The 25,574-nt window shown below is 65.9% G+C and carries 19 protein-coding genes and 1 tRNA gene; 10 read left to right on the plus strand and 10 right to left on the minus strand.

Annotated features, from left to right (window positions below; genetic code table 11):
- Nucleotides 1-72: 72 nt before the first annotated feature.
- Complete coding sequence (earP, locus tag RCH14_RS07390; protein ID WP_343025485.1) at nucleotides 73-1,248, plus strand: elongation factor P maturation arginine rhamnosyltransferase EarP; 1,176 nt, start codon at nucleotides 73-75, stop codon at nucleotides 1,246-1,248.
- Between the two features lie 107 nt (nucleotides 1,249-1,355).
- Nucleotides 1,356-1,931, plus strand: coding sequence for an elongation factor P (locus RCH14_RS07395; protein ID WP_343025486.1), 576 nt, complete (start codon nucleotides 1,356-1,358; stop codon nucleotides 1,929-1,931).
- A 227-nt stretch (nucleotides 1,932-2,158) separates the two neighbouring features.
- Here RCH14_RS07395 and ilvD read toward each other — a convergent pair whose 3' ends face one another.
- Nucleotides 2,159-4,024, minus strand: coding sequence for a dihydroxy-acid dehydratase (ilvD, locus tag RCH14_RS07400; protein ID WP_343025487.1), 1,866 nt, complete (start codon nucleotides 4,022-4,024; stop codon nucleotides 2,159-2,161).
- 176 nt (nucleotides 4,025-4,200) lie between these two features.
- Between ilvD and RCH14_RS07405 the strand changes: the two genes are divergently transcribed.
- A complete protein-coding gene (locus RCH14_RS07405; protein WP_343025488.1) occupies nucleotides 4,201-5,793 on the plus strand; it encodes an amidase in 1,593 nt (530 codons plus the stop codon).
- Between the two features lie 19 nt (nucleotides 5,794-5,812).
- Here RCH14_RS07405 and RCH14_RS07410 read toward each other — a convergent pair whose 3' ends face one another.
- The 9 genes from RCH14_RS07410 to RCH14_RS07450 all read right to left on the minus strand — a co-directional run bounded on the left by RCH14_RS07410 (nucleotide 5,813) and on the right by RCH14_RS07450 (nucleotide 16,103).
- Complete coding sequence (locus tag RCH14_RS07410; RefSeq protein ID WP_343025489.1) at nucleotides 5,813-6,304, minus strand: TssQ family T6SS-associated lipoprotein; 492 nt, start codon at nucleotides 6,302-6,304, stop codon at nucleotides 5,813-5,815.
- Entirely contained in the window at nucleotides 6,301-7,596 is a 1,296-nt protein-coding gene (locus tag RCH14_RS07415) for a PEGA domain-containing protein (protein ID WP_343025490.1), read from the minus strand. The genes RCH14_RS07410 and RCH14_RS07415 overlap by 4 nt, the downstream gene beginning before the upstream one ends.
- Nucleotides 7,597-7,734: 138 nt before the next feature.
- Nucleotides 7,735-9,144 (minus strand): ATP-dependent RNA helicase DbpA, encoded by a 1,410-nt coding sequence (gene dbpA / locus RCH14_RS07420; RefSeq protein WP_343025491.1) that lies wholly within the window; start codon nucleotides 9,142-9,144, stop codon nucleotides 7,735-7,737.
- Nucleotides 9,145-9,171: 27 nt separating this feature from the next.
- The gene (locus RCH14_RS07425; protein WP_343025492.1) at nucleotides 9,172-9,405 is read right to left on the minus strand and encodes a hypothetical protein; all 234 of its coding nucleotides are present in this window, start codon (nucleotides 9,403-9,405) and stop codon (nucleotides 9,172-9,174) included.
- Between the two features lie 77 nt (nucleotides 9,406-9,482).
- Nucleotides 9,483-9,559, minus strand: a tRNA-Met gene (locus RCH14_RS07430).
- A gap of 62 nt (nucleotides 9,560-9,621) precedes the next feature.
- Entirely contained in the window at nucleotides 9,622-10,764 is a 1,143-nt protein-coding gene (locus RCH14_RS07435) for a class I SAM-dependent methyltransferase (RefSeq protein WP_343025493.1), read from the minus strand.
- 25 nt (nucleotides 10,765-10,789) lie between these two features.
- The gene (locus tag RCH14_RS07440; protein ID WP_343025494.1) at nucleotides 10,790-10,999 is read right to left on the minus strand and encodes a hypothetical protein; all 210 of its coding nucleotides are present in this window, start codon (nucleotides 10,997-10,999) and stop codon (nucleotides 10,790-10,792) included.
- A 68-nt stretch (nucleotides 11,000-11,067) separates the two neighbouring features.
- Nucleotides 11,068-14,817, minus strand: a complete 3,750-nt coding sequence (locus RCH14_RS07445; protein ID WP_343025495.1) for an AAA family ATPase — start codon at nucleotides 14,815-14,817, stop codon at nucleotides 11,068-11,070.
- Complete coding sequence (locus RCH14_RS07450; RefSeq protein WP_343025496.1) at nucleotides 14,814-16,103, minus strand: exonuclease SbcCD subunit D C-terminal domain-containing protein; 1,290 nt, start codon at nucleotides 16,101-16,103, stop codon at nucleotides 14,814-14,816. The genes RCH14_RS07445 and RCH14_RS07450 overlap by 4 nt, the downstream gene beginning before the upstream one ends.
- 319 nt (nucleotides 16,104-16,422) lie before the next feature.
- Between RCH14_RS07450 and RCH14_RS07455 the strand changes: the two genes are divergently transcribed.
- From RCH14_RS07455 to aceA, 7 genes are all read left to right on the plus strand, one after another.
- A complete protein-coding gene (locus RCH14_RS07455) occupies nucleotides 16,423-17,007 on the plus strand; it encodes a hypothetical protein (RefSeq protein WP_343025497.1) in 585 nt (194 codons plus the stop codon).
- A 77-nt stretch (nucleotides 17,008-17,084) separates the two neighbouring features.
- Nucleotides 17,085-19,805, plus strand: coding sequence for a DUF349 domain-containing protein (locus RCH14_RS07460; RefSeq protein ID WP_343025498.1), 2,721 nt, complete (start codon nucleotides 17,085-17,087; stop codon nucleotides 19,803-19,805).
- Nucleotides 19,802-20,260, plus strand: coding sequence for a molybdopterin synthase catalytic subunit MoaE (gene moaE, locus RCH14_RS07465; RefSeq protein WP_343025499.1), 459 nt, complete (start codon nucleotides 19,802-19,804; stop codon nucleotides 20,258-20,260). The genes RCH14_RS07460 and moaE overlap by 4 nt, the downstream gene beginning before the upstream one ends.
- A complete protein-coding gene (crcB, locus tag RCH14_RS07470; RefSeq protein ID WP_343025500.1) occupies nucleotides 20,245-20,631 on the plus strand; it encodes a fluoride efflux transporter CrcB in 387 nt (128 codons plus the stop codon). The genes moaE and crcB overlap by 16 nt, the downstream gene beginning before the upstream one ends.
- Before the next feature lie 96 nt (nucleotides 20,632-20,727).
- Nucleotides 20,728-21,153 carry an inner membrane protein YiaA gene (gene yiaA / locus RCH14_RS07475; protein WP_343025501.1) on the plus strand — a complete coding sequence of 142 codons (426 nt, stop codon included), beginning with the start codon at nucleotides 20,728-20,730 and terminating at the stop codon, nucleotides 21,151-21,153.
- A gap of 113 nt (nucleotides 21,154-21,266) precedes the next feature.
- A complete protein-coding gene (gene clpB / locus RCH14_RS07480; protein ID WP_343025502.1) occupies nucleotides 21,267-23,876 on the plus strand; it encodes an ATP-dependent chaperone ClpB in 2,610 nt (869 codons plus the stop codon).
- A gap of 327 nt (nucleotides 23,877-24,203) precedes the next feature.
- Nucleotides 24,204-25,502 (plus strand): isocitrate lyase, encoded by a 1,299-nt coding sequence (gene aceA / locus RCH14_RS07485; RefSeq protein WP_343025503.1) that lies wholly within the window; start codon nucleotides 24,204-24,206, stop codon nucleotides 25,500-25,502.
- Nucleotides 25,503-25,574 lie beyond the last annotated feature (72 nt).

The raw sequence follows: 25,574 nt of genomic DNA on the forward strand, positions 1-25,574 counted from the left end.
GAAAAATCACCATGTAAATTCGGGGTAGAATGACGACCCCCGCATTCGCGCGTCACGGCGCTGCACGAACCCATGTCCCTGTCTTTCTCAGCGCCGTCGCTGGCGATTTTCTGCAAGGTCATCGATAACTATGGCGACATTGGCATCTGCTGGCGCCTGGCGCGCCAGCTGTGCCTCGAGCATGGGGTGGCAGTCACGCTGTGGGTCGATGACCTGGTCAGTTTCCGGCGCATCTGTCCCGAGGTCGATCCGGCGGCTGCGCAGCAAGTGATACTTGGCGTGACAGTGCGCCACTGGCAGGATCAGGATGGCCAATTCGATCCGCGCGACATGCCCGACGTCGTCATCGAGTTCTTCGGTTGCGAGTTGCCGCCGGACTATCAACAGGCGATGGCCGCCCGCACGCCGCGCCCGGTATGGCTGAACTACGAGGGCTTGACGGCCGAGGACTGGGTCGAGGGGTGCCACCGCCTGCCGTCGATGCAGCCGCGCCTGCGGTTGACCAAGTATTTCTATTTCCCGGGCTTTAATGCGCGCACCGGCGGGTTGCTGCACGAAGCGGGGTTGGAGGCGCGCCGTCATGCGTTTCAGCACGATCCGGCTGCGGTGACGGCCTTCCTGGGCCGCTTCGGCGTGACCACGACCGCGGCGGCGGGGCGCAAGGTATCGCTGTTTTGCTACCCGGATGCGCCGGTCACTGCGCTGTTCGAGACGTGGCGCCGCAGCACCACGCCCACGGTGTGCCTGGTGCCGGAAGGCGTGGCGCCGGAACAGGTCGCTGCGTTCCTGGGCGCCGCGCCAGTGGCAGGCGCGAGCGCGAACCATGGCCGGTTGACCGTGCGGGTGCTGCCCTTCCTGCCCCAGGCCGACTACGACCTGTTACTGTGGGCTTGCGACGTCAATTTCGTGCGTGGCGAAGACTCATGGGTGCGGGCGCAATGGGCCGGTCGCCCGTTCGTCTGGCACATCTATCCGCAGGACGAGAATCTGCACCACAAGAAGCTGCGCGCGTTCCTCGCGCTCTATGCACGACAGGCGCCGGCACTGACGGCGTACATGCTCGGCTGGAATGGTGCACAGACGATGGATGACCACGATGCCGCCTGGAATGCACTGGACAGCGCGTTGCCCGCCATCGCGGCGCAGGCCGATGCCTGGCGCGAGTCGGTGCTTGCGCAGGGGGATCTGGTTACGCAACTGCTCGATTTCGTGCGCGATCTGCGGTTTGCCCAGGAAAACCGCGTATAATGCCCGGTTAGTTTCTAACGGATTCCGACGATCAAACGCAGGTCCGGGGCCTTGGGCCCACCAGCCGGCGATGATTTAATGCAACTATCTTTTTACGTAAAATATCTATGAAACCCGCAAAAGAAATTCGTGTTGGCAACATCATCATGGTTGATGAAAAGCCGTTCATCGTGCTGCGTTCCGACGTCAACGGCTCAAGCCGCACGGGCTTCACCTACAAGTGGAAGATGAAGAATCTTCTGACCAATGCACCGCTGGAAAACGTGTTCCGTGGCGATGACAAGTTCGACGTCGTCGTGCTGGACAAGAAGCCAGTGACCTATTCGTACTTCGCTGATCCGCTGTACGTCTTCATGGACGCCGACTACGAACAGTTCGAAATCGAAGAAGAGAACCTGGGCGACGCCCTGTTCTACCTGAAAGACGGCATGGAATGCGAAGCCGTGTTCTATGACGGCAAGGCCATCTCGGTCGAACTGCCAACCACGATCGCACGCCAGATCGTGTACTCGGAGCCAGCAGTCAAGGGCAACACGTCGGGCAACGTCCTGAAAGAAGCCAAGATCGAAAACGCCATCGAAGGCAAGCAGCACACCGTGATGGTGCCGTTGTTCGTCAGCGGCGACGACATGATCGAAATCGACACCCGTACCAACGAGTACAAGAAAGTCGTGCGTAACTAAGCACGGTTTTCCCCATAAAAAAACGCTGCCTCGGCAGCGTTTTTTTTATGGGCGCGTTTAAACCAATACGTGCCACATCGGATGATGCGGTGAGGTAGGGTGGACGGCGTAGCCGTCCACGCGTTCAAACCAAACCGGCGTTGTGTTATATCGCGTGGTTCGGTGAGCTTGATTGAACGCGTGGACGGCGTAGCCGTCCACCCTACAGGCAGCAGTTCAAGCCGACCCTACTTGCGGCGCAGCTGCGTCAGATCCCGCACCGCGCCGCGATCGGCCGACGTGGTCAGCGCCGCATACGCCTGCAGCGCTTGCGACACGTAACGCTCGCGCCCCAGCGGCAACCACGCGTCTGGGCCCAGCGCGTCCATCGCTGCGCGGCGGTGCGCCAGTTCCTCGGTCGTCACGCGCAGGTTGATGGTGCGCTCGGGGATGTCGATGTCGACCATATCGCCTTCCTGCACCAGCCCGATCGCGCCGCCTTCAGCGGCCTCCGGCGACGCATGCCCGATCACCAGTCCGGACGAGCCGCCCGAAAAACGGCCATCGGTAAACAGTGCACAGGCCTTGCCCAGGCCCTTGGACTTGATGTACGACGTCGGGTACAGCATCTCCTGCATGCCAGGCCCACCTTTCGGGCCTTCGTAGCGGATGATGACGACGTCGCCTGCCACCACGTTGTCGCCCAGGATCGCTTCGACCGCCGCATCCTGGCTCTCGAACACACGCGCCTTGCCGGAGAATTTGAGGATGCTCTCGTCCACGCCGGCCGTTTTCACGATGCAGCCTTTTTCGGCGATGTTGCCGTACAAGACCGCCAAACCGCCATCCTTCGAATACGCGTGTTCGCGGTCGCGGATGCAGCCCATGGCGCGGTCGAGGTCGTTCTTCTCATAGCGTTCGGATTGCGAGAACGCCACCTGGGTCTGCACGCCGCCCGGCGCTGCGCGGAACCACTGGTGCACGGCGGCGTCGGTGCTGACCGCAATGTCGTACTTTTCAATGGCCGCAGCCATCGTCGGGCTGTGGATCGTTGGCAGCGACGTGTCGAACAGGCCGGCGCGCGCCAGTTCGCCCAGGATCGAGAAGATGCCGCCTGCGCGGTGCACGTCTTCGATGTGGTATTTGTCGGTCATTGGCGCCACCTTGCACAGGCAGGGCACCAGACGCGAGATGCGGTCGATGTCGGCCATCGTGAAGTCGACTTCGGCTTCGTGCGCTGCGGCCAGCAGGTGCAGCACGGTGTTGGTCGAGCCGCCCATCGACACGTCGAGCGCCATCGCGTTCTCGAACGCGGCCTTGGTCGCGATCGAGCGCGGCAGCACCGTATAGTCGTCGCCCTCGTAGTGCCGCTTGGCGGTCTCGACGATCAGGCGGCCGGCGCGCAGGAACAGTTCCTTGCGGTCGGCGTGGGTCGCGACGATCGTGCCATTGCCCGGCAGGGCCAGGCCCAGTGCCTCGGTCAGGCAATTCATCGAGTTGGCCGTGAACATGCCCGAGCACGAACCGCAGGTCGGACAAGCGGCGCGCTCGATCTCGGCCACGTCGGCGTCCGACACGGACGCGTCGCCGGCCTTGATCATCGCGTCGATCAGGTCGAGCTTGATGACCTTGCGTTCGTTATTGACCACCTTGATGACCTTGCCGGCTTCCATCGGACCGCCCGAGACGAACACGGTCGGAATGTTCAGGCGCATCGCGGCCATCAGCATCCCCGGCGTGATCTTGTCGCAGTTCGAGATGCAGACCATCGCGTCGGCGCAGTGCGCGTTGACCATGTATTCGACCGAGTCGGCGATCAGGTCGCGCGAGGGCAGCGAATACAGCATGCCGCCATGGCCCATCGCGATGCCATCGTCGACGGCGATGGTGTTGAATTCCTTGGCCACGCCGCCGGCCGCTTCGATTTCGCGCGCGACCATCTGGCCCAGGTCTTTCAGGTGAACGTGGCCCGGCACGAACTGGGTGAACGAGTTCACCACGGCGATGATCGGCTTGTCGAAGTCGCCATCTTTCATGCCGGTGGCGCGCCATAGGGCGCGGGCGCCTGCCATATTGCGGCCCTGGGTCGTGGTGTGTGAACGGTAAGTCGGCATGGCAATCTCCCAGAATAATGCAAAAAACAATGATTAGCTCAGGGTGACGGTTGGCGCTGGATTTGTCCAATATATGATCGGCGCATCTGTAAGTTGTTTCGCCTATCACAGCGCAGCAGTCTATCCGTCAAGTTGCTGCTATGCTATTGCTTGGCCATTTGACGGAGCATACAGGCATGGAGCGCAGGGATTTTGTACGAATGGGCGTGGCCGGGACAGTATCTGGCGCGGTTGCGGGTACGAGCGTGTTGGCGCATGCCGCGCCATCGAAAACGGCGCCGGCAGCCATCCTCGACGCCGGTGTCCACGCCCAGGGGCAGGCCATGCGAGCCGGCAAGCTGACGGCGCATGAGCTGGCCTCGCGCTACCTGGCCCGCATCGCGGCCATCGATCGCGCCGGTCCACGGCTGCGCTCGGTCATCGAAACCAATCCCGACGCACTCGAGATCGCCCGCGAGCGCGACCGCGAACGCAAGGCCGGCAAGCTGCGCGGCCCGCTCCATGGCATACCCATCCTGCTGAAGGACAATATCGCCACTGCCGACAAGATGAGCACGACGGCCGGCTCGCTGGCGCTGGACGGCGTCAAGGCCCGGCGCGACGCCCACATCGTGGCCCTCCTGCGCAACGCCGGCGCCGTCATCCTCGGCAAGACCAATTTGTCGGAGTGGGCGAACATGCGCTCGACCCGTTCCACCAGCGGCTGGAGCGGGCGCGGCGGGCTGACGCGCAATCCGTATGCGCTCGACCGCAACACCAGTGGCTCGAGTTCCGGCTCGGCCTCGGCGATCGCGGCCAGCCTGGCCACACTGGCCGTCGGCACCGAAACGGATGGCTCCATCGTCTCGCCTGCATCGACGTGCGGCATCGTCGGCATCAAGCCAACCCTTGGTCTCGTCAGCCGCAGCGGCATCATTCCCATTGCGCATTCGCAGGACACGGCCGGGCCGATGACGCGCAGCGTGGCCGACGCGGCGCTGCTGCTGGCGGCGCTGGCCGGCGCCGATCCGCAGGACGGCGCGACGGCGCGTGCGCCTGCCATCAACTATGCGAACGCGCTGCGCAAGGATGGCTTGCGCGGCAAGCGCATTGGCGTCGCGCGCGACTTTTTTGGCGGCAACGACCGTGTCAATGCACTGATCGACAAGGAACTGGGCGTGCTCAGGGCGCAGGGCGCGGTGCTGGTGGATGTCACGGTGCCCAACACCGACAAGTACGGTGCATCCGAACTGACCGTGCTGCTGCATGAGTTCCGGCCCGATCTCGAAGCGTGGCTGGCGGCGTACGCGCCGCATGCGCCGGTCAAGACCATGGCCGACATCATTGCGTTCAACCTGCGCAATGCCGCGCGCGAAATGCCGTTCTTCGGTCAGGAACACCTGATCGCGGCGCAGGCAGCGGGCGGCCTGCAGGCGCGCGACTACATCAAGGCGCTGGCGAACAACCAACGCTATTCGCGCGACAAGGGGATCGATCAGGTGCTGCGCGCCTACAAGCTCGACGCGCTGGTGGCGCCGACCGGGGGGCCAGCGTGGCTGACCGACACCGTCAACGGCGACCATTACGGCGGGAGTTTTTCGTCACCGGCGGCGGTGGCCGGCTATCCCCACATCACGGTGCCGGCAGGGTTCATTCACGGCTTGCCGGTCGGGTTGTCGTTTGTCGGCACGGCGTGGAGCGAGCCGGCGCTGATCGGGATGGCCTACGCCTACGAGCAGGCCAGCCGGCGCCGTCGCGCACCCACCTACCGGGCAAGCATCGGCGTCTGAGGTATCAGCACATCAGCCATCAGCGGCGCGCAGCGCCCTTGGCCTGGGCGAAGACGGGGCCCCACAGCGGGTGGCCATGTTCGCCCGGGCTCAGATCAAAACCGGCATCAAGGCGGAAGGCATTGTCGAATGTTTCCCGGCACAGCGCCTGACGCCCGCTCACGCAATAGCTGAACGCCGTGTATTTGGCGGCCGACAGGCGTTCACGCGGGGTGCCGCTTTTCATGTCGGCGCTGCTCAAGCGCCGGATCGCGCCGTTGTAATCGCCGTCGTTGTACAGTGCGATGCCTTCGCGCAGTGCGACGTCGCTGCGGTCGACCGTGCCCGCGGCCGGCCGGTTCGTGCGGTCTGCGCGCTGGGCGCGTTCGGCGCGCGGGCGCGCGTCGTCGGCACGTGGGTGGGCGCGCGCTGCTTCCTTGCCGCCCAGTGCCGGGCCGAATTCGGCGCAGCCCGTCGCCATCATGGCGATCAGCGTCGCAGTCGCCAGGTGTTGTATGAAACGGGTACTCAAGGCTTTGTCTCCTCGGTGAAATCAAGTTCGATCGTGCCGCTCTGGCCTTCGACCGACTGCACGGTCACGGTGTGCTCGGGAAAACCCGGGTTGACGATGCGGATCGTATGCTCGCCCGGCGGCAGCGTGATGTGTTTCAGCGGCGGCGTCGCACCGCGCTCGACGCCATCGACGACGATCGTGCCCCACGGCTGGATCTGGAGCTTATAGGTGGTCCCGGCCACGGCGGCCTCGGGCGGCGTGCCTTGCGGCGCCAGGCGCACTGCGGTGGGCGGCACGGCGACGTCGGGTTTCGCTGGGGGCGGGGTGGTCGTGGCCGTGCGTGGTTCGGTTGCGTCGATGACGGTGCCATCGGGCCGTGCCGGTTCTTCAACGAGCGTGACGAGAGGCGCCGGCGCGGCTGCTGGCACGGGCGCCTCGGGCGTCGCCGGCAGTGTGGCCATGTCATTCGTGGCGCTGGTGTCGGCCTGGCGTGTTAATGCGAACAAGGCTGCCAGCGCGACCAGGATCACGACGATGGCGCCGATGAAGAGCGGCGAGCGTGGTTTGTCGCGTCGGGCAACGACCCGGGCCGGCGCGGGCGTCATCGGCGTCGATGCATTGGCGGCGGCGCGCATCGGGAGCGGGCCGGAGGATTGCGTAGTAGCCGGTGCTGGCTTTGACGCCGCCACGGTGTCGGGAATGCGGACCGGCTCGGGCGTCGGCACGGGTACCGGCGCAGTCACGCCGTGTCCGAGTACGCCGGCCAGCGGCGACGCGGTGGGCACCACGGGCGCAATCACCGGCTCATCGTCGATCGGCGGCAGCGAGATGGCCGCTTTTGGCGCCAGCACGGTGATGCCCAGCAGGCCACGCATCTGCTCGATGGTTTGTGGACGCACTGCCGGATCGGGCGACAGGCAGCGGTCGAGCGCCGCCAAGAAACTTTCGCTGTACTCAGTCAGGCCCAGCGTACGCAGCAGCACAACTGGCGCCAGTTCCTGCGAAATTGCGTAATGCATCACGGCGGCCAGATCGTACAGGTCGCGCGCTTCGTAGTCTGCGGGCACGGCCGTGTCCGGCAACTCGCTATACCCTGGCACCAGCATCGGGTCGCCGGCGTCGAGGATCTGCAGGCTGTCGGGCGTGATGCGGCGGTGCGGCACGTTCATGCCGTACTGGACTTCGAGCGATTGCAGCACCTGGCGGATGATGCGGCGGCACCATGGCTCACTGACCATCTCGTGGTTGTACTCGACGATCTCGCGGACCGTGCGGCCGTCGAGTTGCTGCGGGGGCGTGCTGGGATTCATGGCACCTTGCCGGTCGCCGCGTGAACGGGCCGAACGAATGTTTATTTATTGTAAATAATGCCAGATTTGTGGGGAAGACGGTACCCCCATCTTAAGCGTGCGCGGCAGATGCGCGGCAGGGGCACTGCCGCGCAACAATCAAGCGTCGAGAAAGCGCATCTTGAACCAGCGGCCCTTGATGACGCCAAAACCCGGGCCCGGCGCATCGCCTTCGGCCAGGCGCTTGACCGCTGCCTGCGCCACGCTGCGCTCGAGCGCGACATAGCTGCTGAATTCACCGATATTGATTTTGCCAACCTGGTCTTTTGTCAGGCCGGCGTCACCCGTCAGCGCGCCGAGCAGGTCGCCCGGACGCAACTTGGCCTTCTTGCCGCCGGCGATTACCAGCGTCACCATCGGTGCCGGTGCGGCCGGTTCGGCGTCGTCACCCAGCGCAGCGAGGCTGTCCCAGACGGCCGGCTGGTCCTGGTACTGTTCGATCAGGGCGACCCATTTCTTTTCGTTCGGCGCGCACAAGGTGTGCGCCATGCCGCTGCCGCCCGCGCGGCCGGTGCGGCCGATGCGGTGCACGTGGATCTCGGGATCTTTCGACACGTCGACATTGATCACGGTGCCAAGGTCGGCGATATCCAGGCCGCGCGCGGCGACGTCGGTGGCCACCAGCACCGAACAGCTGCGGTTGGCGAACAGCACCAGGATTTCATCGCGCTCACTCTGTTCGAGTTCGCCATACAGCGCACGCGCCGAAAAGCCTTGCGCCTGCAGCGCATCGGCCAGTTCGCGGCAGCGCGCCTTGGTGTTGCAGAAGGCGAGGGCGGACACCGGACGGTGATGCCGCAGCAAGCGGCCGACCGCATCTTCGCGACCTTCAAAGCCGATCTCATAAAAGCGCTGGTCGATCTGCTCGAAGCTGTGCTTGCCCTCGACCTTCACTTCCAGCGGATCGCGCAGGAAGCCTTGCGTGGCAAACCGGATATCGTCCGGGTAGGTGGCCGAGAACAGCAGCGTTTGGCGATGTTTCGGCGTGGCCGACACGATGCCCGCGATCTCGTCGTAAAAGCCCATGTCGGTCATGCGATCGGCTTCGTCCAGCACCAGCGTCTGCACGTTGGCCAGGTCGAGCGTCGCGCGGCCCAGGTGGTCGCGAATGCGGCCCGGCGTGCCCACGACGATGTGCGCGCCGTGTTCGAGCGACGCGATTTGCGGGCGCATCGACACGCCACCGGTCAGCGTCAGAATCTTGACGTTGCCCACGCCGCGTGCCAACCGGCGCAGTTCGCCGGCGACCTGGTCAGCCAGTTCGCGCGTCGGGCACAGCACCAGGCCCTGGATCGCGAACCAGGCCGGATTGAGCTTGTGCAGAATGCCGATGCCGAACGCGGCGGTCTTGCCGCTGCCCGTCTTGGCCTGGGCGATCAGGTCGCTGCCCGCCAGGACGGACGGCAGCGTCTCGGCCTGCACCTGCGTCATGTGGTCGTAACCGAGGGTGGTCAGATTGGCGAGAAATTGCGGCGTGAGGGCCAGCGAGTTGAATGAATCGGATTGCATGGAAGCCTCCAGCCGGCAGGGCCGACACTATTGGGGATCGGGCGCCCAGACCGGCAGGCCGGTCAGGTCGAGCTTGTCGTCGCGGCGCCAGACAGGCAGGCCGGAGTTGTCGGTTTCATCGATCAGGCAGAGTTGTTCTTGCTTGAGCGAGCTGCGGCGGGGACGAGGGCCGGTGCGTTTGGGTTCGGTGACCGTATCGAGCGGCGCCGCCGGCGCGAAACCAGGCAGATCGAACGTTGCGTGGTCTTTCTTGTCTCTCATCCTCTGCCTTCGAGGTTGCATTTTGTTGCCATAGAAAACAAAAGCCCGGCTCTGTGAGTCGGGCTTTTGTATTGAATTGGTTGCGGGGACAGGATTTGAACCTGTGACCTTCGGGTTATGAGCCCGACGAGCTGCCAGACTGCTCCACCCCGCAGCGCAATTATAGCGCGCTGCGCAGCAATATGCAATGCATGCATTGCGCAGGTGTCAAATCCCTTAGCCAGCGCTGCTGCGCAGGCGCCACAGCGACGTGACTTCCTGCGAGCGCGCCGCGTGCAGCGGATCGTCGGCATCGGTCGCGCGCGGGTGCACGGGCCGCGTGTCGTGGCGTTCGATCACTTCCAGCCCGCCCGCGGCAATCCATGCCAGTAACTGGTCGCGGCTGCGCAGGCCCAGGTGTTCGGCAAAGTCCGACATGATCAGCCAGCCTTCACCACCGGCATCCAGATGCGCACCCAGGCCCGCCAGGAACGCGCGCAGCATGCGGCTGTCGGGATCGTAGATCGCGTATTCGATCGCCGAACTCGGTTTACCCGGCAGCCAGGGGGGATTGCAGACCACCAGCGGTGCGCGGCCTTCCGGGAACAGGTCGGTCTGCACGACCTCGACCTGTGAAGCCAGACCCAGACGCTCGATGTTTTCTTGCGCGCAGCCCAGCGCCCGCAGGTCGACCTCGGTGGCCAGTACCTCTAGGCCGCGCCGCGCCAGCACCGCCGACAGTACGCCGGTGCCGGCGCCGATGTCGAACGCGCGCTGCGCGCCGGCAGGCAGCGGCGCCTGCGCGACCAGCTCGACGTATTCGCCGCGCACGGGCGAGAACACGCCGTACCACGGATGGATGCGGTCATTCAGCGCGGGAATCATGACGCCCTTGCTGCGCCATTCGTGGGCGCCGATCACGCCCAGCAGCTCGCGCAGCGAAGCGACATACGGCGCATCGACCGGGCCGTAGGCTTCCAGGCAGGCCTGCTGCGCAGCGGGAGCGCGGCGCAGAAGAATGCCGTGGTCGGCCTCGAATGGCAGCACCAGCATCGCCAGCGTGCGGGCACGCTGCAATTGTGAGAGGCGATGGCGGTGGAAGGCCTCGAGCGGCGTGGGCGCTGCCTTGCCGGCCTTGGCGCGGCGTGGACGCTCGCCCTTGTGGTCGATCCGGCGCGCGAGCGCCTGCACCAGCTGGCGCGCGTTCTGGAAGTCGCCGCGCCACAGCAAGGCCGTGCCGTCCAGCGCCAGCCGGTACGCGGCGTCGGCGCTCATCGTGTCGTCGGCCAGCACCACCTTCTTTGGCGCGGGCCAGCCGCTTTCCGAGCGCCAGACGGCCGAGCGTTCGGCGCCGTCCTCGATCCATTCGATGCGTGCCATCGCTTGATCCCTATGATTGGTGATATTAGTGATGGTGGTTCCAGTTGCCGTCGCTCGAGGCGAGGTAGGACGCAACGGCGTCGGCATTGCCGGTGGCGTGGCGCTTGACTTCACCGCAGGCGCAGATGCCCTGGTAAGGCTGGATGTGCGAGCAGGCGGAGACTTTTTGCAGGTAGACGGTGACCGGCTTGGCGCATTTTGCGCACTTGAACGTCAGGGTACGGGCAGGTTTCATGATCACGGAGCTTGGAAAGAGAGGGAGGGCGGCATTTTACACCGTGCCATGATGCTGCCTGACCCGCTTCATTCAACCACCACCGCGCTGCTGCCGCCACCTGCCGGGCGCACCAGCACCTTCGTCGCGATGCGCTCGGTCATCTCCTGCACGTGCGAAATCACGCCCACCTTGCGGCCCAGCGATTGCAGCGCATCGAGGGCGTCCATCGCCACGCCCAGTGTTTCGCTATCGAGGCTGCCAAAGCCTTCGTCGATGAACAGCGACTCGACCCGCACCCGGTTCGACGACAGCGAGGCCAGGCCCAGCGCCAGCGCGAGCGAGACCAGGAACGATTCGCCGCCCGACAGCGAATTGACCGAGCGTACTTCACCGCCCATGTCCTGGTCGCGCACCATCAGCGCCAGTGACGGCATGCCCTGATAACTGACGCGCTCGAGGCGGTAGCGTTTGGCCAGCTGCGCCAGGTGGGCGTTGGCATAGCCGAGCAGCACGTCGAGCGTGAATTGCTGCGCGTAGTTGCGAAATTTCTTGCCGTCGCTCGAACCGATCAGCTCCGACAGCTTGCCCCAGCGCTGCTCCTGCACCTGCTGCTGCTCGATCTCGCGCAGGCTGGACGCGGCGGCCGCGCGCCGCTCGTCGTCCTGCAGTACACGCAGGCGCGCCGAGGTCGACGTTTCGATGGCGGCATGGCGCTCGGCCCCCATGGACTCGAACGCCGCAGTGACGGCCTCGACCGGCTGGCCATCCGGCGGGGCCGAGGCCAGATGCGCCAGACGCTGGGCGCGGCGCTCGTTCAGGATCGCCGTGGCCTGGCCGACCTCGGTGTCGATCGCGTTCAGGGCCGTGCGCTCCTGCGCAAGCCAGGCCGCGCCCACTTGTAGCAGGCGGGCCAGCGCATCCAGATTGGCGATCTCGTCCAGGCCATCAGCATCCTTGCGGTAGTCCTCCAGCCAGTCGGCCAGGGCGGCCGCGGCAGCCGCGCCGGCCCCGTCGAGTTGCGTCACGCGCTCGACCAGGCCGGCCAGTGCGGTGCGCGCCGTGGTTTCGCCCTGGGCGGCATGGTTTGCCATCAGCTGGCGGGCCGCGAGCGCTTCGCGCGCACCGCTGACGGCCGCGTTCAGCTCGCGCTCGACGTCGCGTGCGGCGCGGCCTGCCCACAGCGCACCGCGCGCCGTACGTTTCTGTGTGAATTCGGCGTCGATGCGCTCGAAGTCGAGCGCACTGCGCGCGCCGGCGGTGTCGAGCTCGAGAATGCGCGCAGCCAGCGCCGTTGTTTCCACGTCCAGCGTTGCCATCGCCGCGCTGGCGCGCGCCAGTGCTTCGGTCTGCTCACGCCAGGCGGCGGCTTCGTGCGTGCGCGCCGCCCGCCAGCTGGCCGGATCGCGCCGCCATGCCGCTTGCCAGCCAGCGCCATGTGCGTCGGCCAGCGGCCCGTCGAGCTCGGCCAGCAGCGCAGTCAGTTGCGTGTCGGCTGCCTCCTGGCGCAGCGTGTGGGTCTTGAGCGCGGCTTGCAGATGGGCTGCGGCCTCACGCTCGGCATCCGCCTGCTGGCGCCGGCGCGCCAGCTCGGACTGGGCAGCGTCGACATCGCGCTGGGCCGCGTCGCGGGCGGCAGCGGCGGTGCGCCAGTGTTGCTCTTGCAGGGCCAAGGTAGCGGCCGCGTCGCGCAGCGCGCTGCGCTGGGCGCCAAACCAGGCGGCGCGTTCGTCGTCCGGCGGCGCGCCCGCAGCCAGCGGGTCGGCGTGCCAGGCATCGTCGAGGCTGGCAATGCGCGTGGCGAGCGTGCTGCGCTCTTGCGCCAGCGCTGCGAGGCGCTCGTGCGCTGCGCCAAGCGCCGCCGCGTGCTGCGCCAGCAGCGCGCCGTTGTCGCGCACGCGCAGGCGGCAGCCGTCGACTTGGGCGCGCAGGCCGGCGAGCATATTGTTCAGTGTCGAATCCTGGTGCGCATACGGATGCTCGTGGGCGCCGCAGACAGGGCAGGGCGCGTCGGCCTGCAGGTTCGCGCGCAACTGTTCGACATCTGCTGCGCACGCAAGTTCCGCTGCGGCCAGCGAGCGCTCGGCCTGCGTCATCGCCGCTTCCAGCAGCGGCGCGCCAGCGCGCGCCTCGGCCAAGCCATGTTCGGCGCTTGAGCGCGCCGTCTCGAGGCGATCGACGTCGCGCACCAGGCCTGCCAGCGTGGCGCGCGCGGCCGCCAGGTCGGTCCAGGTACGCTCGGCCTGCGTCAGGCGCTCGCGTTGCACGTCAAGTGCCTGGCGCCCGGCGCCGATGGCCTCGGCATCGACGCCGGCCAGCGCCGCCATCGCCGCGCGGCGCGTCGTCTCCAGCGCATCGACGCGCGCGCTGCTGGCCGCCAGCGCGCTCGTGGCCTGCGCTTCGCGCTCGGCAGCGCCCAGTGCCTGGGCCTGGATCGCCTCTGCCGCTGCCTTGCCCGCCGCCAGCGCGGCCAGCGCATCTTCGCCCTGGCGCAGCAGGCGCTCCCATTGGCCCCAGACGCCGGCCACCGCATCCAGCCGCGATTGGGCCGCCAGCCAGGTGGCAGCGCCATCGCGCGCCTGCTGCGCGCGTGCCAGTGCATCGGACTTGGCCTGGTGCAGCTCGCGAACCTGACGCGCCTGCGTGCGCGCCGCGTCGAGCGCGGACTGCGCCCCCGCGTGGTTCGGCGCCAACGCCGCCAGCGCGGCGTCGAGCGCCTTGGCGTCGTCGAGTTGCGGCGTGGCGGTGCGCAGTGCTGCTTCGGCGGCGTCCAGTTGGGCGGTGGCGGCATCGGTCTCGGCCACGCTGGTGCGCCGCACCTCGAGCGCGCCCGCCAGCTGGCCTTGCGCTTTCTCGATGGCCGAGTGGGCCTGGCGCCGTTCGGCTTCCAGGCGCTGTACTTCCAGGCTCAGGGGCCGCGCCGCCTGTATCGCGTCGAGCGTGGCCAGGCGCTGGCGCCGCTCGCTGGCGTCGACGCGCTGCGTGTTGGCTGTCGCCAGTACCTGTTCGGCCTGCGCTTCGCCGCGTGTGAGCTTGTCCTGTTCGTAATGCCAGCGCAGCTGCCCTTCGAGCAGGGCGTGGCGATCGTCCAGCGCCTGCCGCGCCAGGTCGGCGCTGGCGCGCTCGCTCTCCAGCAGTGCGCGCTCTTCTAGCGACAGCGGTGCGGCATTGGCCAGTTTCGATTGCAGCACCTGGGTGCGGACCTGCTCGGCCTTGTAGCGTTCGAACGCGCGCCGCGAGATGTCGCTGTAGATCGTCGTGCCGGTGAGCGTTTCGAGCAGCTCGCCGCGCTCGTTCTCGTCGGTCTTGAGGAACGCCGAGAATTCGTTCTGGGCCAGCAGTACCGCGCGCGTAAACTGTTCGAACGACAGGCCGATGCGTTGCACGATCTCTGCTGCAGCCTCGGTGTTGGTGCCGCCCACGGGGATCAGTTCGGGCAACCGGTTCAGCGAAATCTTGACCGGCTGCAAAGCCCCGTTCGGCTTGTTGCGCGCGCGCCGCACGGCCCATCGGGCGCGGTAGCGCCGGTCGTCGCTGCCCATGAAGTCGACCTCGGCCCAGCCTTCGGCGGCGCCCCGGCGCAGCAGCGTACGGGCATCCTGGGCGGTGACCGTTTCTTCGCCAACATCGGGCAGGCGCGTGCTCGAGCGTTTCAGCAGGCGCGGCGTATCGCCATACAGCGCCAGGCATAGCGCGTCGAGCAGGGTGCTTTTGCCGGCACCCGTGGGCCCGCTGATCGCAAACAGGCCGGCGGAGGCGAGCGGTTCGGATTCGAAATCGATGGCGAACTCGCCCGCCAGCGAAGCGAGGTTCTTGCCGCTGATACGCAGGATCTTCATTGCGGCTCGCCCTCCACCGCGTGGAACAGTTCGGCAAACGACGCGATCTGTTCTGGCGGCGCCTCGGCGCCGTATTTCTGCAGCCACAGGCGGCGGAACACGTCGTCTGGCTGCAACTGCGCCAATTGATCCAGGCTCAGCGCGAGCGCCGTATCGTCGACGGCCACCTGCCTGCGGGTCGGTTCGATCTTCGCCAGGCGCACGGGTTTGCCAGCCAGCACTTCCTCGATGCGCGCGCGCAAGCCCGGTTCCGGGCCATCGAGCAGCACTCTTACCTCGAGGAAGGGCCAGGCGTGCTGCGGCAGGTCGGGATCGAGTTCGAGCGCGCCAAGGGCGGCGAGTGCCTCGTCAAGCGGCGCGGGCTTGGCCGGCACGCGCAGCAAGGCCACCGCGCGTGGCACGAACAGCGGCGTGATCGCCACGGCATGCTCGCCCTCCAGGTCGATCCGCAGCACCTGGTGCTGGTAATTGACTTCGGAGAACGACAGCGGCAGCGGACTGCCGCTGTAGCGCACGTTTTCACGCCCGCCAACCTTCTGGGCCAGGTGCAGGTGGCCCAGCGCCGCATAGGCGATGCCCGGGTCGAACATGCTGCTGGGCAGCGCCTCGGTGCCGCCGATGACGATGCGGCGCTCGGAGTCGAGCGAGGCCTGGCCGTCGACCATATGGCAGTGGCCCATGGCGATGATGGCCTGGCCGTGGCTGGCGCGCTCACGCGCAAGCGCATACGCCTGGCGGTACAGCAGGGTCGTGCCCTGCAGATAGGGATCCAGCCCTGCCTCGGCGGCGGGGGCGTCGCCTGCGGCGGGGGCATCGCCTGCGGCGGCGCGCAGGCGCGGCACATCGCCGGGGCGCAGGAACGGCACGGCCAGGCACCACGCCGCGACCTTGCCGGCGTGATCATGCAGCGGCACCAGCAGCCGGTCGAGGTCGACCTCGCCATCGCTGCTGCGCAGTACGTTGCCGACGATAATCGTGCCATAGGCCTCCAGCAGTGGCGTGGGCGCTTCAAGCCGGCCGGCGGAATCGTGGTTGCCCGCGATGACCACCACCTGCAGATGGGGCGCGCGGCTGCGCGCGCGTTGCAGGAAGCGGTACAACTGGCGATGGGCGGCGGCAGATGGATTGGCGTTATCGAAAATATCGCCCGCGATCAGCAGCACGTCGATGCGTTCCTGATCCAGGGTATCGACCAGCCAGTCGAGGAAGCACCCATGTTCGTGGATGCGGTCGAAATTGTGCAGGGTCTGGCCAAGATGCCAGTCGGAGGTGTGCAGCAGCCGCATGGAAGGTTCTACCGTTGGGAAAGCCGAAATCGGGGCCTACTATAACGCAGCCGGCGACCCGTCGTGGCGCGCCGTGCAATACCATCTCGCAAGCATCTTGTGTACGGAAATTCGTCGTGCCTGACCCCGCTCTTGTTGTGAAATCGCATTTGACGTACATCAAACCTGGCCAGGACCTTGTCTCTACACTACCTAGTTCTTGTCGCCGGCTATTACTACAAAATCCATCGCCGGCTACCCCGATACCCGCTACCCGCTACCCCAGCCGATCCGGCATGGCCTCGCCATGCGCGCTGGCGGCGCATTGAGAGGAGACTTCATGCTCACATCCACCTACACGCTGGTGGCGCTGTCCGTCGAACAGGCCAGGGCGCGCGTCGACCTGCAGGCGCTTCTCGACCGTTGGCGGCCCGCCGCCTGGTGGGGCGAGCCGCCAACGGCGCACCAGTACGAAGCGGCCTGCGAGGCGCTGCGCCAGGCCAGCGACGCGTGCCAGTGGCGCAAACTCGACAAGTTCGTGCTGCCGGTGCTGCACCGGCGGGGCGCCGCTGCGGTTGCGCTACTGACCGAACTCGACGCGCTGAGCCGGCGCGCGCACGTGGCGCGTATGGCCGCCCAGTGCGCCGCTGCCGAAGACAATCCCAGCTGTTTGGCGGCGCTCGAACAATGCTGCGAACTGCTGCTCGAACGCCTTGAACGCGAAGAGCGCGAGTTGCTGCCGCTGGCGCGCACGGTGATTCCGGGCGACCACTGGCTCACGATTGCCAACCAGATGCTGGCCCACGACACGGTGCAGAACGAACACCGGGACACGGGCCGCAGCACGGTGCGGGCCATGGCGGCCCCGGATGTTTCAATCCGGAAAGCGCCCGCCGTGGTGCCCGTCGCGCCCAGCGTGAATTAGCCGCCGCCCCAGCCCGTGCGCACCGGCTGACGCCATGTTCTTTGCTATGATGGGAGTTTTAGCGGTGCGAATTTCCTATGTTCGATTTTCTCTTCAAGCGGCAGGGCAGCAAGCCGGCCGCGTCCGGCGAGCAGCAGGGCGCCGCCAAGCCGGCCCCGGCGAAATCGGCCGCAGCCCAGCCAGTCGGTAACAAGCTCAATAGCAAAGCCAACAACAAGGCCAAGGCGGCCGCGGCCGCCGCTGCGGCGCAGGCCGCCAACCAGGCTGCGACCCAGGCTGCCGAGGCGCGCGCCGCCGTGGCCAGCGCCCGCGAGCGCCAGGCCGGGCAGCTCAAGTCGCTTGGCAGCGACGAAGCCGCCGCCGCCGGGTTCATCCTGCAATCGCCGTTTTCCGAATTGCGCCTGGCTGCTGCCGAGCTGCTCCATGGCCGCGAGCAGCTCGAGCGCGTGTATGGCGCGATGCGCAATGTCGACCGCCGCGTTGCCAAGCTCGTCCATGGCCGGCTCGACGCGATCCGCCATCACGAAGCCGAACTGCGCCGTGGTGAAGACACCCTGGCACAGGCGCGTGCCATGCTGGCCGACGTGTTGCTCACGCCCAACCACGTTGGCGAACTCGACCGCAAATGGTCGGTCATCCGCGCGCCCGAACTCGCTGCCGACTTCGAGGCCGTGCGTGCCCAGCTCGGTGCGCGTCTCGAAGCGCAGGTACAGTTGCAGCGCGCCATGATCGACCGCCTGACCGCGCTGCGCCAGCTCGATGGGCAGGCGCTGGACGCTGCTGCGTTAGGCGAGACGTTGGCCCGCCTGCAGCAGGAACAAACAGCGGCGCTGGCCGACCCTGGCCACGCATCGCTGCCGCGCGCACTGGTGGGCGAAGTGAGCAATGAACTGGCGCGCCTGACGGCCAGCCTGGCCACCGCCGAGAAGGATGCCGCAGCGCTGGCCGCCCGTGACGCGGCACTCACCACATGGGAGGCGCAGCCGCAACAAGAATTGACGCCGGATGCACTGCGCCGGGAATGGCAGCGTCTGCCAGCGTTGCCGGCGAATGCCGCCAACGCCGCTGAGGCGCTGCAAGCGCGTTTCGACGCCTTGCTCGCAGCGTTCCCGCAAGCGATCCGCAAGCCCAAAGCAGTCCAGGCCGCGGCACCGACCGCAGCCGGGGCCGACAGCGGCAGCGAGCCGGTCAGGGACAAGGGCGCCGACCAGGCCTTCCTCGACCAGATGTACGCGCTCGAAGCCGCCCTGCAGCAGGGCTCGCTCGGCTCCGCCGCCGAAATCGACAAGTCACTGAAGGAAGCCAAGGACAAGGGCGTGCGCCTGACGGGCGCCCAGCTCGAGCACCTGAACCATCTGCGCGCCGACCTGAAGCGCTTGTCGGACTGGGCGCGCTGGGGTGGCAACGTGTCGCGCGAAGAATTGATCAAGACGGTCGAGACGCTGGCCACGCAGAGCCTGGCGATGGGCGAACTGGCCAAGAAGGTCGGCAGCATGCGCGAGCGCTGGAAGGCGCTCGACACCTTGTCCGGCACGGCGCCGCGCAGCCTGTGGGAGCGCTTTGACGCCGCCTGCAGCGCTGCCTACGCGCCAGCCGCCGCGCATTTTCGCCAGCTGGCCGACGAGCGCCACGCGAATGCCGCGCGCGGCCAGGCGCTGGTCGACGAAGCCCAGGCCGAAATCGCCCGCCTGCAGCAGGACAACGCCGACTGGAAGCACGTGTCGGCCACCGTCCAGCGCCTGCGCACGGCCTGGAGCCATCTGGGCGCGGTCGATCGCAAGGAAAAGAAACGTCTCGACGGCCTGTTCGCCGAGGCGCTGACCACGCTGCAGCGCCCGCTGGAAAACCAGCGCAAGGTCGAAGTGGCCGTGCGCGAACAACTGATCGAAGAAGTCCACAAGCTCGACCCGAACGAGCGGCACGCAATCGATCTGCTGCGCGAGTTGCAGAGCCGCTGGCAAGAGCATGCGCGCGCACTGCCGCTCGAACGCAAGGCCGAGCAGGCGTTGTGGCAGCGTTTCCGCGCCGCCTGCGACGCGCTGTTTGCGGCCCGCAAGGACCATGCGCACGCCGCCGACAGCGAACGGCGCACCCACGAAGCGGCCAAGGAAGCGCTGTGCGCCCGCCTCGAAGCGGCGGCGCTTGACGCCACGCCGTCGAACGTGGCCAGGTTGCTGCGCGAAGCGGCCGCCGAATGGCAGACAATTGGTCCGGTGCCACGCGCCCACGAGGCGCGCATCGAGGGGCGTTACCAGGCCGCCGTGGCCCAGGTGCAGGCGCAGGTGGCGCAGGTGCGCCGCGCCGCCGACACGGTCCTGGCCGGCGTCGTGCGCGACAAGCTGCGCCTGATCCAGGCGCTCGAAACAGCGCTGGCCGATCCCGGCAGCAATGCCGGCACCCATACGCAGGGCGACGACTGGCGCGCCCGCTGGGCTGCGCTGGCCCCGGTCGACGGCGGTTACGAGCCGATCCTGCAGAAGCGGTTCGACGCGGCGCTGGCTGCGCTCGAAGGCGATCGCGCCGCGTATGCGCGCCAGCTCGAGGAAAACCGGCCACGCCTGTTGAACGACCTGCTGCGCCTCGAGATCGCCGCCGGCATCGACAGCGGCGCCGAATTTGCGCGCGATCGCCTGCGCTTGCAGGTCGAGGTGCTGCAAAGCTCCCTCAAGTCGGGCCAGAGGCCGGGCGGCAATACAACCGAACTGCACGCGCTGCTGGCGCTGCCGGCACTGGCCGACGTGCGCACCGAAACGCGGATCGAATGCCTGATGCTGCGGCAGCCGAAGGCGGCCTCATGAACCACGTGCGTGTACAAACCGGCGACTTCGACCTCGGCATCGAAGTGGCGCGCCTGCGCGAGGGCGATGCCCGCGTGGGCGCTGTCGTCACATTCGTTGGCACCGTGCGCGATCTGAACGACGGCGCGCAGGTCGCCGCGATGGAGCTCGAGCACTATCCCGGCATGACCGAGAAAGCGCTCGACGATATCGCCGCCCAGGCCGCCGCGCGCTGGCCGCTGTTCGCCACCTTGGTCATCCACCGTGTGGGGCCGCTGCTGCCGCTCGACCAGATCGTGCTCGTGGCCGTCACCGCTGCGCATCGGGGCGATGCGTTCGCGGCCTGCGAATTCATCATGGATTACCTCAAGACCGACGCGCCGTTCTGGAAGAAAGAAGACACGCCGGAGGGCGCGCGCTGGGTCGATGCGCGCGTGACGGACGACTCGGCGCGTGCGCGATGGCAAGTCCGCTGAATTTCCTGGCAGTCGGGCTCGGCGCGGCGATTGGCGCCTGGCTACGCTGGGGGCTCGGCCTGTGGCTGGGCAGCCTGCACGGCTTTGTCCAGATCGGCACACTGGCGGCCAACCTGCTCGGTGGTTTGATGATCGGCTGCGCGCTCGCGTTCTTTGCCGACCAGCCGGGGCTGGCGCCGCACTGGCGCCTGTTCATCGTCACCGGTTTCCTGGGTGGCTTGACGACCTTCTCCAGTTTTAGTGGCGAATCGATGACGCTGCTCCAGCGTGGCGAGATCGGCTGGGCGCTCGCGCACACGGCCTTGCACCTGATCGGCGCGCTGCTGTGCTGCATGGCCGGTTTTGCGCTGCTGCGTACCCTGCGCGGGTAAAGTCGGCAGCGCTCGGCGGTTTTCCCTGACAACGCACAAATGGCCCGGTTGAAGCATGCTAAAGTTTCCGTCCAGTAAATGCACAGGAGCTCGTTCATGAATACCAACTATCGGCCGACCGCGGCCTTCGTCGGCGCCTCGTGGGGCGCGCTCATCATCGGCATGGCCGCCTATCTGATCGGTCTCTGGAACGCCCAGATGCTGCTCAATGAAAAAGGCTACTACCTGGTGCTGCTGCTGTACGGCCTGTTCGCCGCCATTTCACTGCAAAAGACGGTGCGCGACCGCGCCGAAGGCTTGCCGGTCACGGGCCTGTATTCATCGCTGTGCTGGTTTTCACTGGCAGCATCGATCGGGCTGCTGGGCATCGGCCTCGTCAACGCCACGCTGGCGCTGAGCGAGAAAGGCTTTTATGCGATGTCGTTTGCACTGTCGCTGTTTGCCGTGATTGCCGTTCAAAAGAACGTGCGCGACCTGCAGGCAGCCGGTCCGATGCCGGAGTCAAAGTTATCTGACAGCTAACTGCGTCCTTTCTTGTAGGTATTTTTCTTACGCCGGGCGCGACAGCGCGCTTGAAAAGCATCCCGTCATCCCAATCTTGTATCGCAACCAAGCACCAACTCAGGAGTCACACCATGCGACAAGATAAACTGACGACCAAGCTCCAGGAAGCGCTGGCGGATGCCCAGAGCCTGGCGGTCGGCAACGATAATCAATACATTGAAACGGTCCACCTGCTGGTGGCGCTGTTGAACCAGGACGACGGCAGTGCGCGCTCGCTGCTGCAGCGCGCCGGCGTGAACGTCGGTGCGCTGTCCAATGCCCTGAAGGCCTCGCTCGAGCGCCAGCCAAAGGTCACCGGTACCGGCGGCAACGTGCAGGTCGGGCGCGACCTGATGGGCCTGCTGAACCTGGCCGATCGCGAAGCCCAAAAGCGCGGCGACGGCTTCGTCTCGTCCGAAATGATCCTGCTGGCGCTACTGGAAGACAAGTCCGACGCCGGCCGCCTGGCACGTGAAAACGGGCTGGCGAAGAAGTCGCTCGAGTCGGCGATCCAGGCGGTGCGCGGTGGGGAGGGCGTCAATTCGCCCGAAGCCGAAGGCCAGCGCGAATCGCTCAAGAAATACACGCTCGACCTGACCGAGCGCGCCCGTGCCGGCAAGCTCGATCCGGTCATCGGCCGCGACGATGAAATCCGGCGCGCGATCCAGGTGCTGCAGCGTCGCAGCAAGAACAACCCGGTGCTGATCGGTGAGCCGGGCGTGGGCAAGACCGCCATCGTCGAAGGCCTGGCCCAGCGTATCGTCAATGGCGAAGTGCCCGATTCGCTCAAGGGCAAACGCGTGCTGTCGCTCGACATGGCGTCGCTGCTGGCCGGTGCGAAGTTTCGCGGCGAATTCGAAGAGCGCCTGAAAAGCGTGCTGAAAGAGCTGGCCCAGGACGAAGGCCAGACGATCGTCTTCATTGATGAGCTGCACACGATGGTCGGGGCTGGCAAGGCCGAAGGCGCGATGGATGCCGGCAATATGCTCAAGCCAGCGCTGGCGCGCGGCGAGCTGCACTGCGTCGGCGCGACCACCCTCGACGAGTACCGCAAGTATGTCGAAAAGGACGCCGCGCTCGAGCGCCGCTTCCAGAAGATCATTGTCGACGAGCCCAGTGTCGAGGCGACGATTGCCATCCTGCGCGGGCTGCAAGAGAAATACGAGCTGCACCACCAGGTCGACATCACCGACGCGGCGATCATCGCGGCGGCCGAGCTGTCGCACCGCTACATCACCGACCGCTTCCTGCCCGACAAGGCCATCGACCTGATCGATGAAGCGGCGGCCAAGATCAAGATCGAGATCGATTCGAAGCCCGAAGTCATGGACCGCCTCGAGCGGCGCATGATCCAGCTGAAGATCGAGCGCGAAGCTGTGCGCCGCGAAACCGACGAAGCGTCGCAGCGCCGCCTCGAGCTGCTGGGCGACGAAATCACGCGCCTGGAGCGCGAGTACAACGACTTCGAAGAAATCCTGAAAGCCGAGAAGGCCGCGGTGCAGGGCACCACGCACATCAAGGAAGAGATCGAGCGCCTCCGCTACCAGATGGAAGAAGCGCGCCGCCAGAGCAACTGGCAGCAGGCGTCCGAGCTGCAATATGGCCGCCTGCCGGAACTCGAAGCCCAGCTGCGTGACGCAGAAGCGAGCACCGCGCGCGCCGAGCTCGACGGCCAGAAGCCCAAGCTGCTGCGTACGCAGGTCGGGGCCGAGGAAATCGCCGAAGTGGTGTCGCGATCGACGGGCATCCCGGTCGCGCGCATGCTGCAGGGCGAGCGCGACAAGCTGCTGCACATCGAGGACGAGCTGCACAAGCGTGTCGTGGGCCAGGATGAAGCGATCGAAGCGGTGTCGGATGCGATCCGTCGCTCGCGCGCGGGCCTGTCCGACCCGGATCGCCCGTATGGCTCGTTCATGTTCCTGGGTCCCACCGGTGTCGGTAAGACCGAGCTGTGCAAGGCGCTGGCCGGCTTCCTGTTCGATACCCAGGACGCGATGATCCGCATCGACATGAGTGAATTCATGGAGAAGCATTCGGTGGCCCGTCTGATCGGCGCGCCACCGGGCTATGTGGGCTATGAAGAGGGCGGTTACCTGACCGAAGCCGTGCGACGCAAACCCTACAGCGTTATCCTGCTCGACGAGATCGAAAAGGCGCACCCGGACGTGTTCAACGTGCTGCTCCAGGTGCTGGACGATGGTCGCATGACCGATGGCCAGGGCCGTACCGTCGACTTCAAGAACACGGTGATCGTGATGACGTCGAACCTCGGTTCGCACCGGATCCAGACGATGGAGAGCGATGAGCCGGCCGTGGTGAAGATGGCGGTGATGGCCGAGGTACGCGGGCACTTCCGCCCCGAGTTCATCAACCGCATCGACGAGATTGTCGTGTTCCATGCGCTCGATGAAAAGAACATCGGCGCCATCGCCCGTATCCAGTTGCAGATCCTGGAAGCGCGCCTGGCCAAGATGGACATGACGCTCGACATCGACGAAGAGGCGTTGCAGAAGATTGCCGAAGCAGGGTACGACCCGGTGTATGGCGCAAGGCCGCTCAAGCGTGCGATCCAGCAGCAGATCGAAAATCCGCTGTCGAAAGCGATCCTGTCGGGCCGCTTCGGACCAAAGGACGTGATTCCGGTCCGTGTGCGGGGTAGCGAGCTGACCTTCGGCGAGCAGACGGTCGAACTGGCGAAGTAAGCCGCTTTGGTGGTGATGAAAAGGGCGCGGCAATTGCCGCGCCCTTTGTCGTTTCTTGACGGGAAATAAGACGCGACATTTCAGGATGCGAAATGATCGTCGTGCGATGTGGAATGTGCAGCATTCCAGCAGGGTCTCTAGTTACCACCGTGAGAAATTTCATTTCGCATCATGATATCTTGAGTCCAAGTGATTGATATTAATCATAAAAATTTCAGTCGTATGTCTTATAGAAGACTGATGGTGCCGCGCACAAACGGCCTTATGATGATCTCAACGGATTCGCATTCTTCATCAAACGTCTTACCACCTTCAGGAGAACACACCATGACTACCCGTGAACAGCAAATCGCCGAACTGCAGCAAGACTGGGACACCAATCCACGCTGGAAAGGTGTCGTGCGCAATTACACCGCCGCCGATGTGGTGCGTCTGCGCGGTTCGGTGCGCATCGAGCACACGCTGGCCGCGCGCGGCGCCGAGAAGCTGTGGAACCTGGTCAACGATGAGCCGTATGTGAACGCTCTGGGCGCGCTGACCGGCAACCAGGCCATGCAGCAGGTGAAAGCCGGCCTGAAGGCGATTTATCTGTCGGGCTGGCAAGTGGCAGGCGACGCCAACGCCGCCGGCGAAATGTATCCTGACCAGTCGCTGTATCCGGCCAATTCGGTGCCGCTGGTCGTGCGCCGCATTAACAATACGTTCCAGCGCGCCGACCAGATCCAGTGGTCGGAAGGCAAGGACGACATCGATTACTTCGCACCGATCGTGGCCGATGCCGAAGCCGGTTTCGGCGGCGTGCTCAATGCCTACGAGCTGATGAAGTCGATGATCGAAGCCGGCGCAGCAGGCGTGCACTTCGAGGATCAACTGGCGTCGGTCAAGAAATGCGGCCACATGGGCGGCAAAGTGCTGGTGCCAACCCGCGAAGCCATCGAGAAACTCAACGCGGCCCGCCTGGCGGCCGACGTGATGGGCACCACGACGCTCGTGATTGCGCGCACCGATGCCGAAGCGGCCGACCTGCTCACGTCCGACGTCGACGCCAATGACAAACAATTCTGTACCGGCGAGCGCACGGTCGAAGGTTTCTACCGCGTCCAGCCGGGCGTCGAGCAAGCCATTTCGCGTGGCCTGGCCTATGCGCCGTTTGCCGATCTGGTCTGGTGCGAAACCGGCAAGCCCGACCTCGAGTTCGCGCGCCGCTTTGCCGATGCGATCCACGCCAAATTCCCGGGCAAGATGCTGGCCTATAACTGCTCGCCTTCGTTCAACTGGAAAAAGAACCTGGACGATGCCACCATCGCCAAGTTCCAGCGCGAGCTGGGCGCGATGGGCTACAAGTTCCAGTTCATCACGCTGGCCGGCTTCCACTCGCTCAATTACGGCATGTTCAACCTGGCCCATGGCTATGCCCGCACCGGCATGTCGGCCTTCGTCGAGTTGCAAGAGGCCGAGTTCGCCGCCGCCGAGAAAGGGTTCACGGCCGTCAAGCACCAGCGCGAAGTGGGCACCGGCTACTTCGACGCCGTGACCCAGGCGATCCAGCAGGGCCAGAGTTCGACCACGGCGCTGCACGGCTCCACCGAGGACGAACAGTTCTTTGAAGAAAAGAAAGTCGCCTGACACGCACATTGATGTCGTGCTGGCCGCAACCTCACGAGGGTTGCGGCCTTTTTTATGTCGAGAGCAAATAGC

This window comes from Massilia sp. MP_M2 (assembly GCF_039123635.1).
Lineage (GTDB): Bacteria > Pseudomonadota > Gammaproteobacteria > Burkholderiales > Burkholderiaceae_D > Telluria.

Coding starts and splice junctions, on each gene's coding strand:
- earP (WP_343025485.1), top strand. CDS start 73: ATGTCCCTGTCTTTCTCAGCGCCGTCGCTGGCGATTTTCTGCAAGGTC.
- RCH14_RS07395 (WP_343025486.1), top strand. CDS start 1,356: ATGAAACCCGCAAAAGAAATTCGTGTTGGCAACATCATCATGGTTGAT.
- ilvD (WP_343025487.1), bottom strand. CDS start 4,024: ATGCCGACTTACCGTTCACACACCACGACCCAGGGCCGCAATATGGCA.
- RCH14_RS07405 (WP_343025488.1), top strand. CDS start 4,201: ATGGAGCGCAGGGATTTTGTACGAATGGGCGTGGCCGGGACAGTATCT.
- RCH14_RS07415 (WP_343025490.1), bottom strand. CDS start 7,596: ATGAATCCCAGCACGCCCCCGCAGCAACTCGACGGCCGCACGGTCCGC.
- dbpA (WP_343025491.1), bottom strand. CDS start 9,144: ATGCAATCCGATTCATTCAACTCGCTGGCCCTCACGCCGCAATTTCTC.
- RCH14_RS07425 (WP_343025492.1), bottom strand. CDS start 9,405: ATGAGAGACAAGAAAGACCACGCAACGTTCGATCTGCCTGGTTTCGCG.
- RCH14_RS07435 (WP_343025493.1), bottom strand. CDS start 10,764: ATGGCACGCATCGAATGGATCGAGGACGGCGCCGAACGCTCGGCCGTC.
- RCH14_RS07440 (WP_343025494.1), bottom strand. CDS start 10,999: ATGAAACCTGCCCGTACCCTGACGTTCAAGTGCGCAAAATGCGCCAAG.
- RCH14_RS07445 (WP_343025495.1), bottom strand. CDS start 14,817: ATGAAGATCCTGCGTATCAGCGGCAAGAACCTCGCTTCGCTGGCGGGC.
- RCH14_RS07450 (WP_343025496.1), bottom strand. CDS start 16,103: ATGCGGCTGCTGCACACCTCCGACTGGCATCTTGGCCAGACCCTGCAC.
- RCH14_RS07455 (WP_343025497.1), top strand. CDS start 16,423: ATGCTCACATCCACCTACACGCTGGTGGCGCTGTCCGTCGAACAGGCC.
- RCH14_RS07460 (WP_343025498.1), top strand. CDS start 17,085: ATGTTCGATTTTCTCTTCAAGCGGCAGGGCAGCAAGCCGGCCGCGTCC.
- moaE (WP_343025499.1), top strand. CDS start 19,802: ATGAACCACGTGCGTGTACAAACCGGCGACTTCGACCTCGGCATCGAA.
- crcB (WP_343025500.1), top strand. CDS start 20,245: ATGGCAAGTCCGCTGAATTTCCTGGCAGTCGGGCTCGGCGCGGCGATT.
- yiaA (WP_343025501.1), top strand. CDS start 20,728: ATGAATACCAACTATCGGCCGACCGCGGCCTTCGTCGGCGCCTCGTGG.
- clpB (WP_343025502.1), top strand. CDS start 21,267: ATGCGACAAGATAAACTGACGACCAAGCTCCAGGAAGCGCTGGCGGAT.
- aceA (WP_343025503.1), top strand. CDS start 24,204: ATGACTACCCGTGAACAGCAAATCGCCGAACTGCAGCAAGACTGGGAC.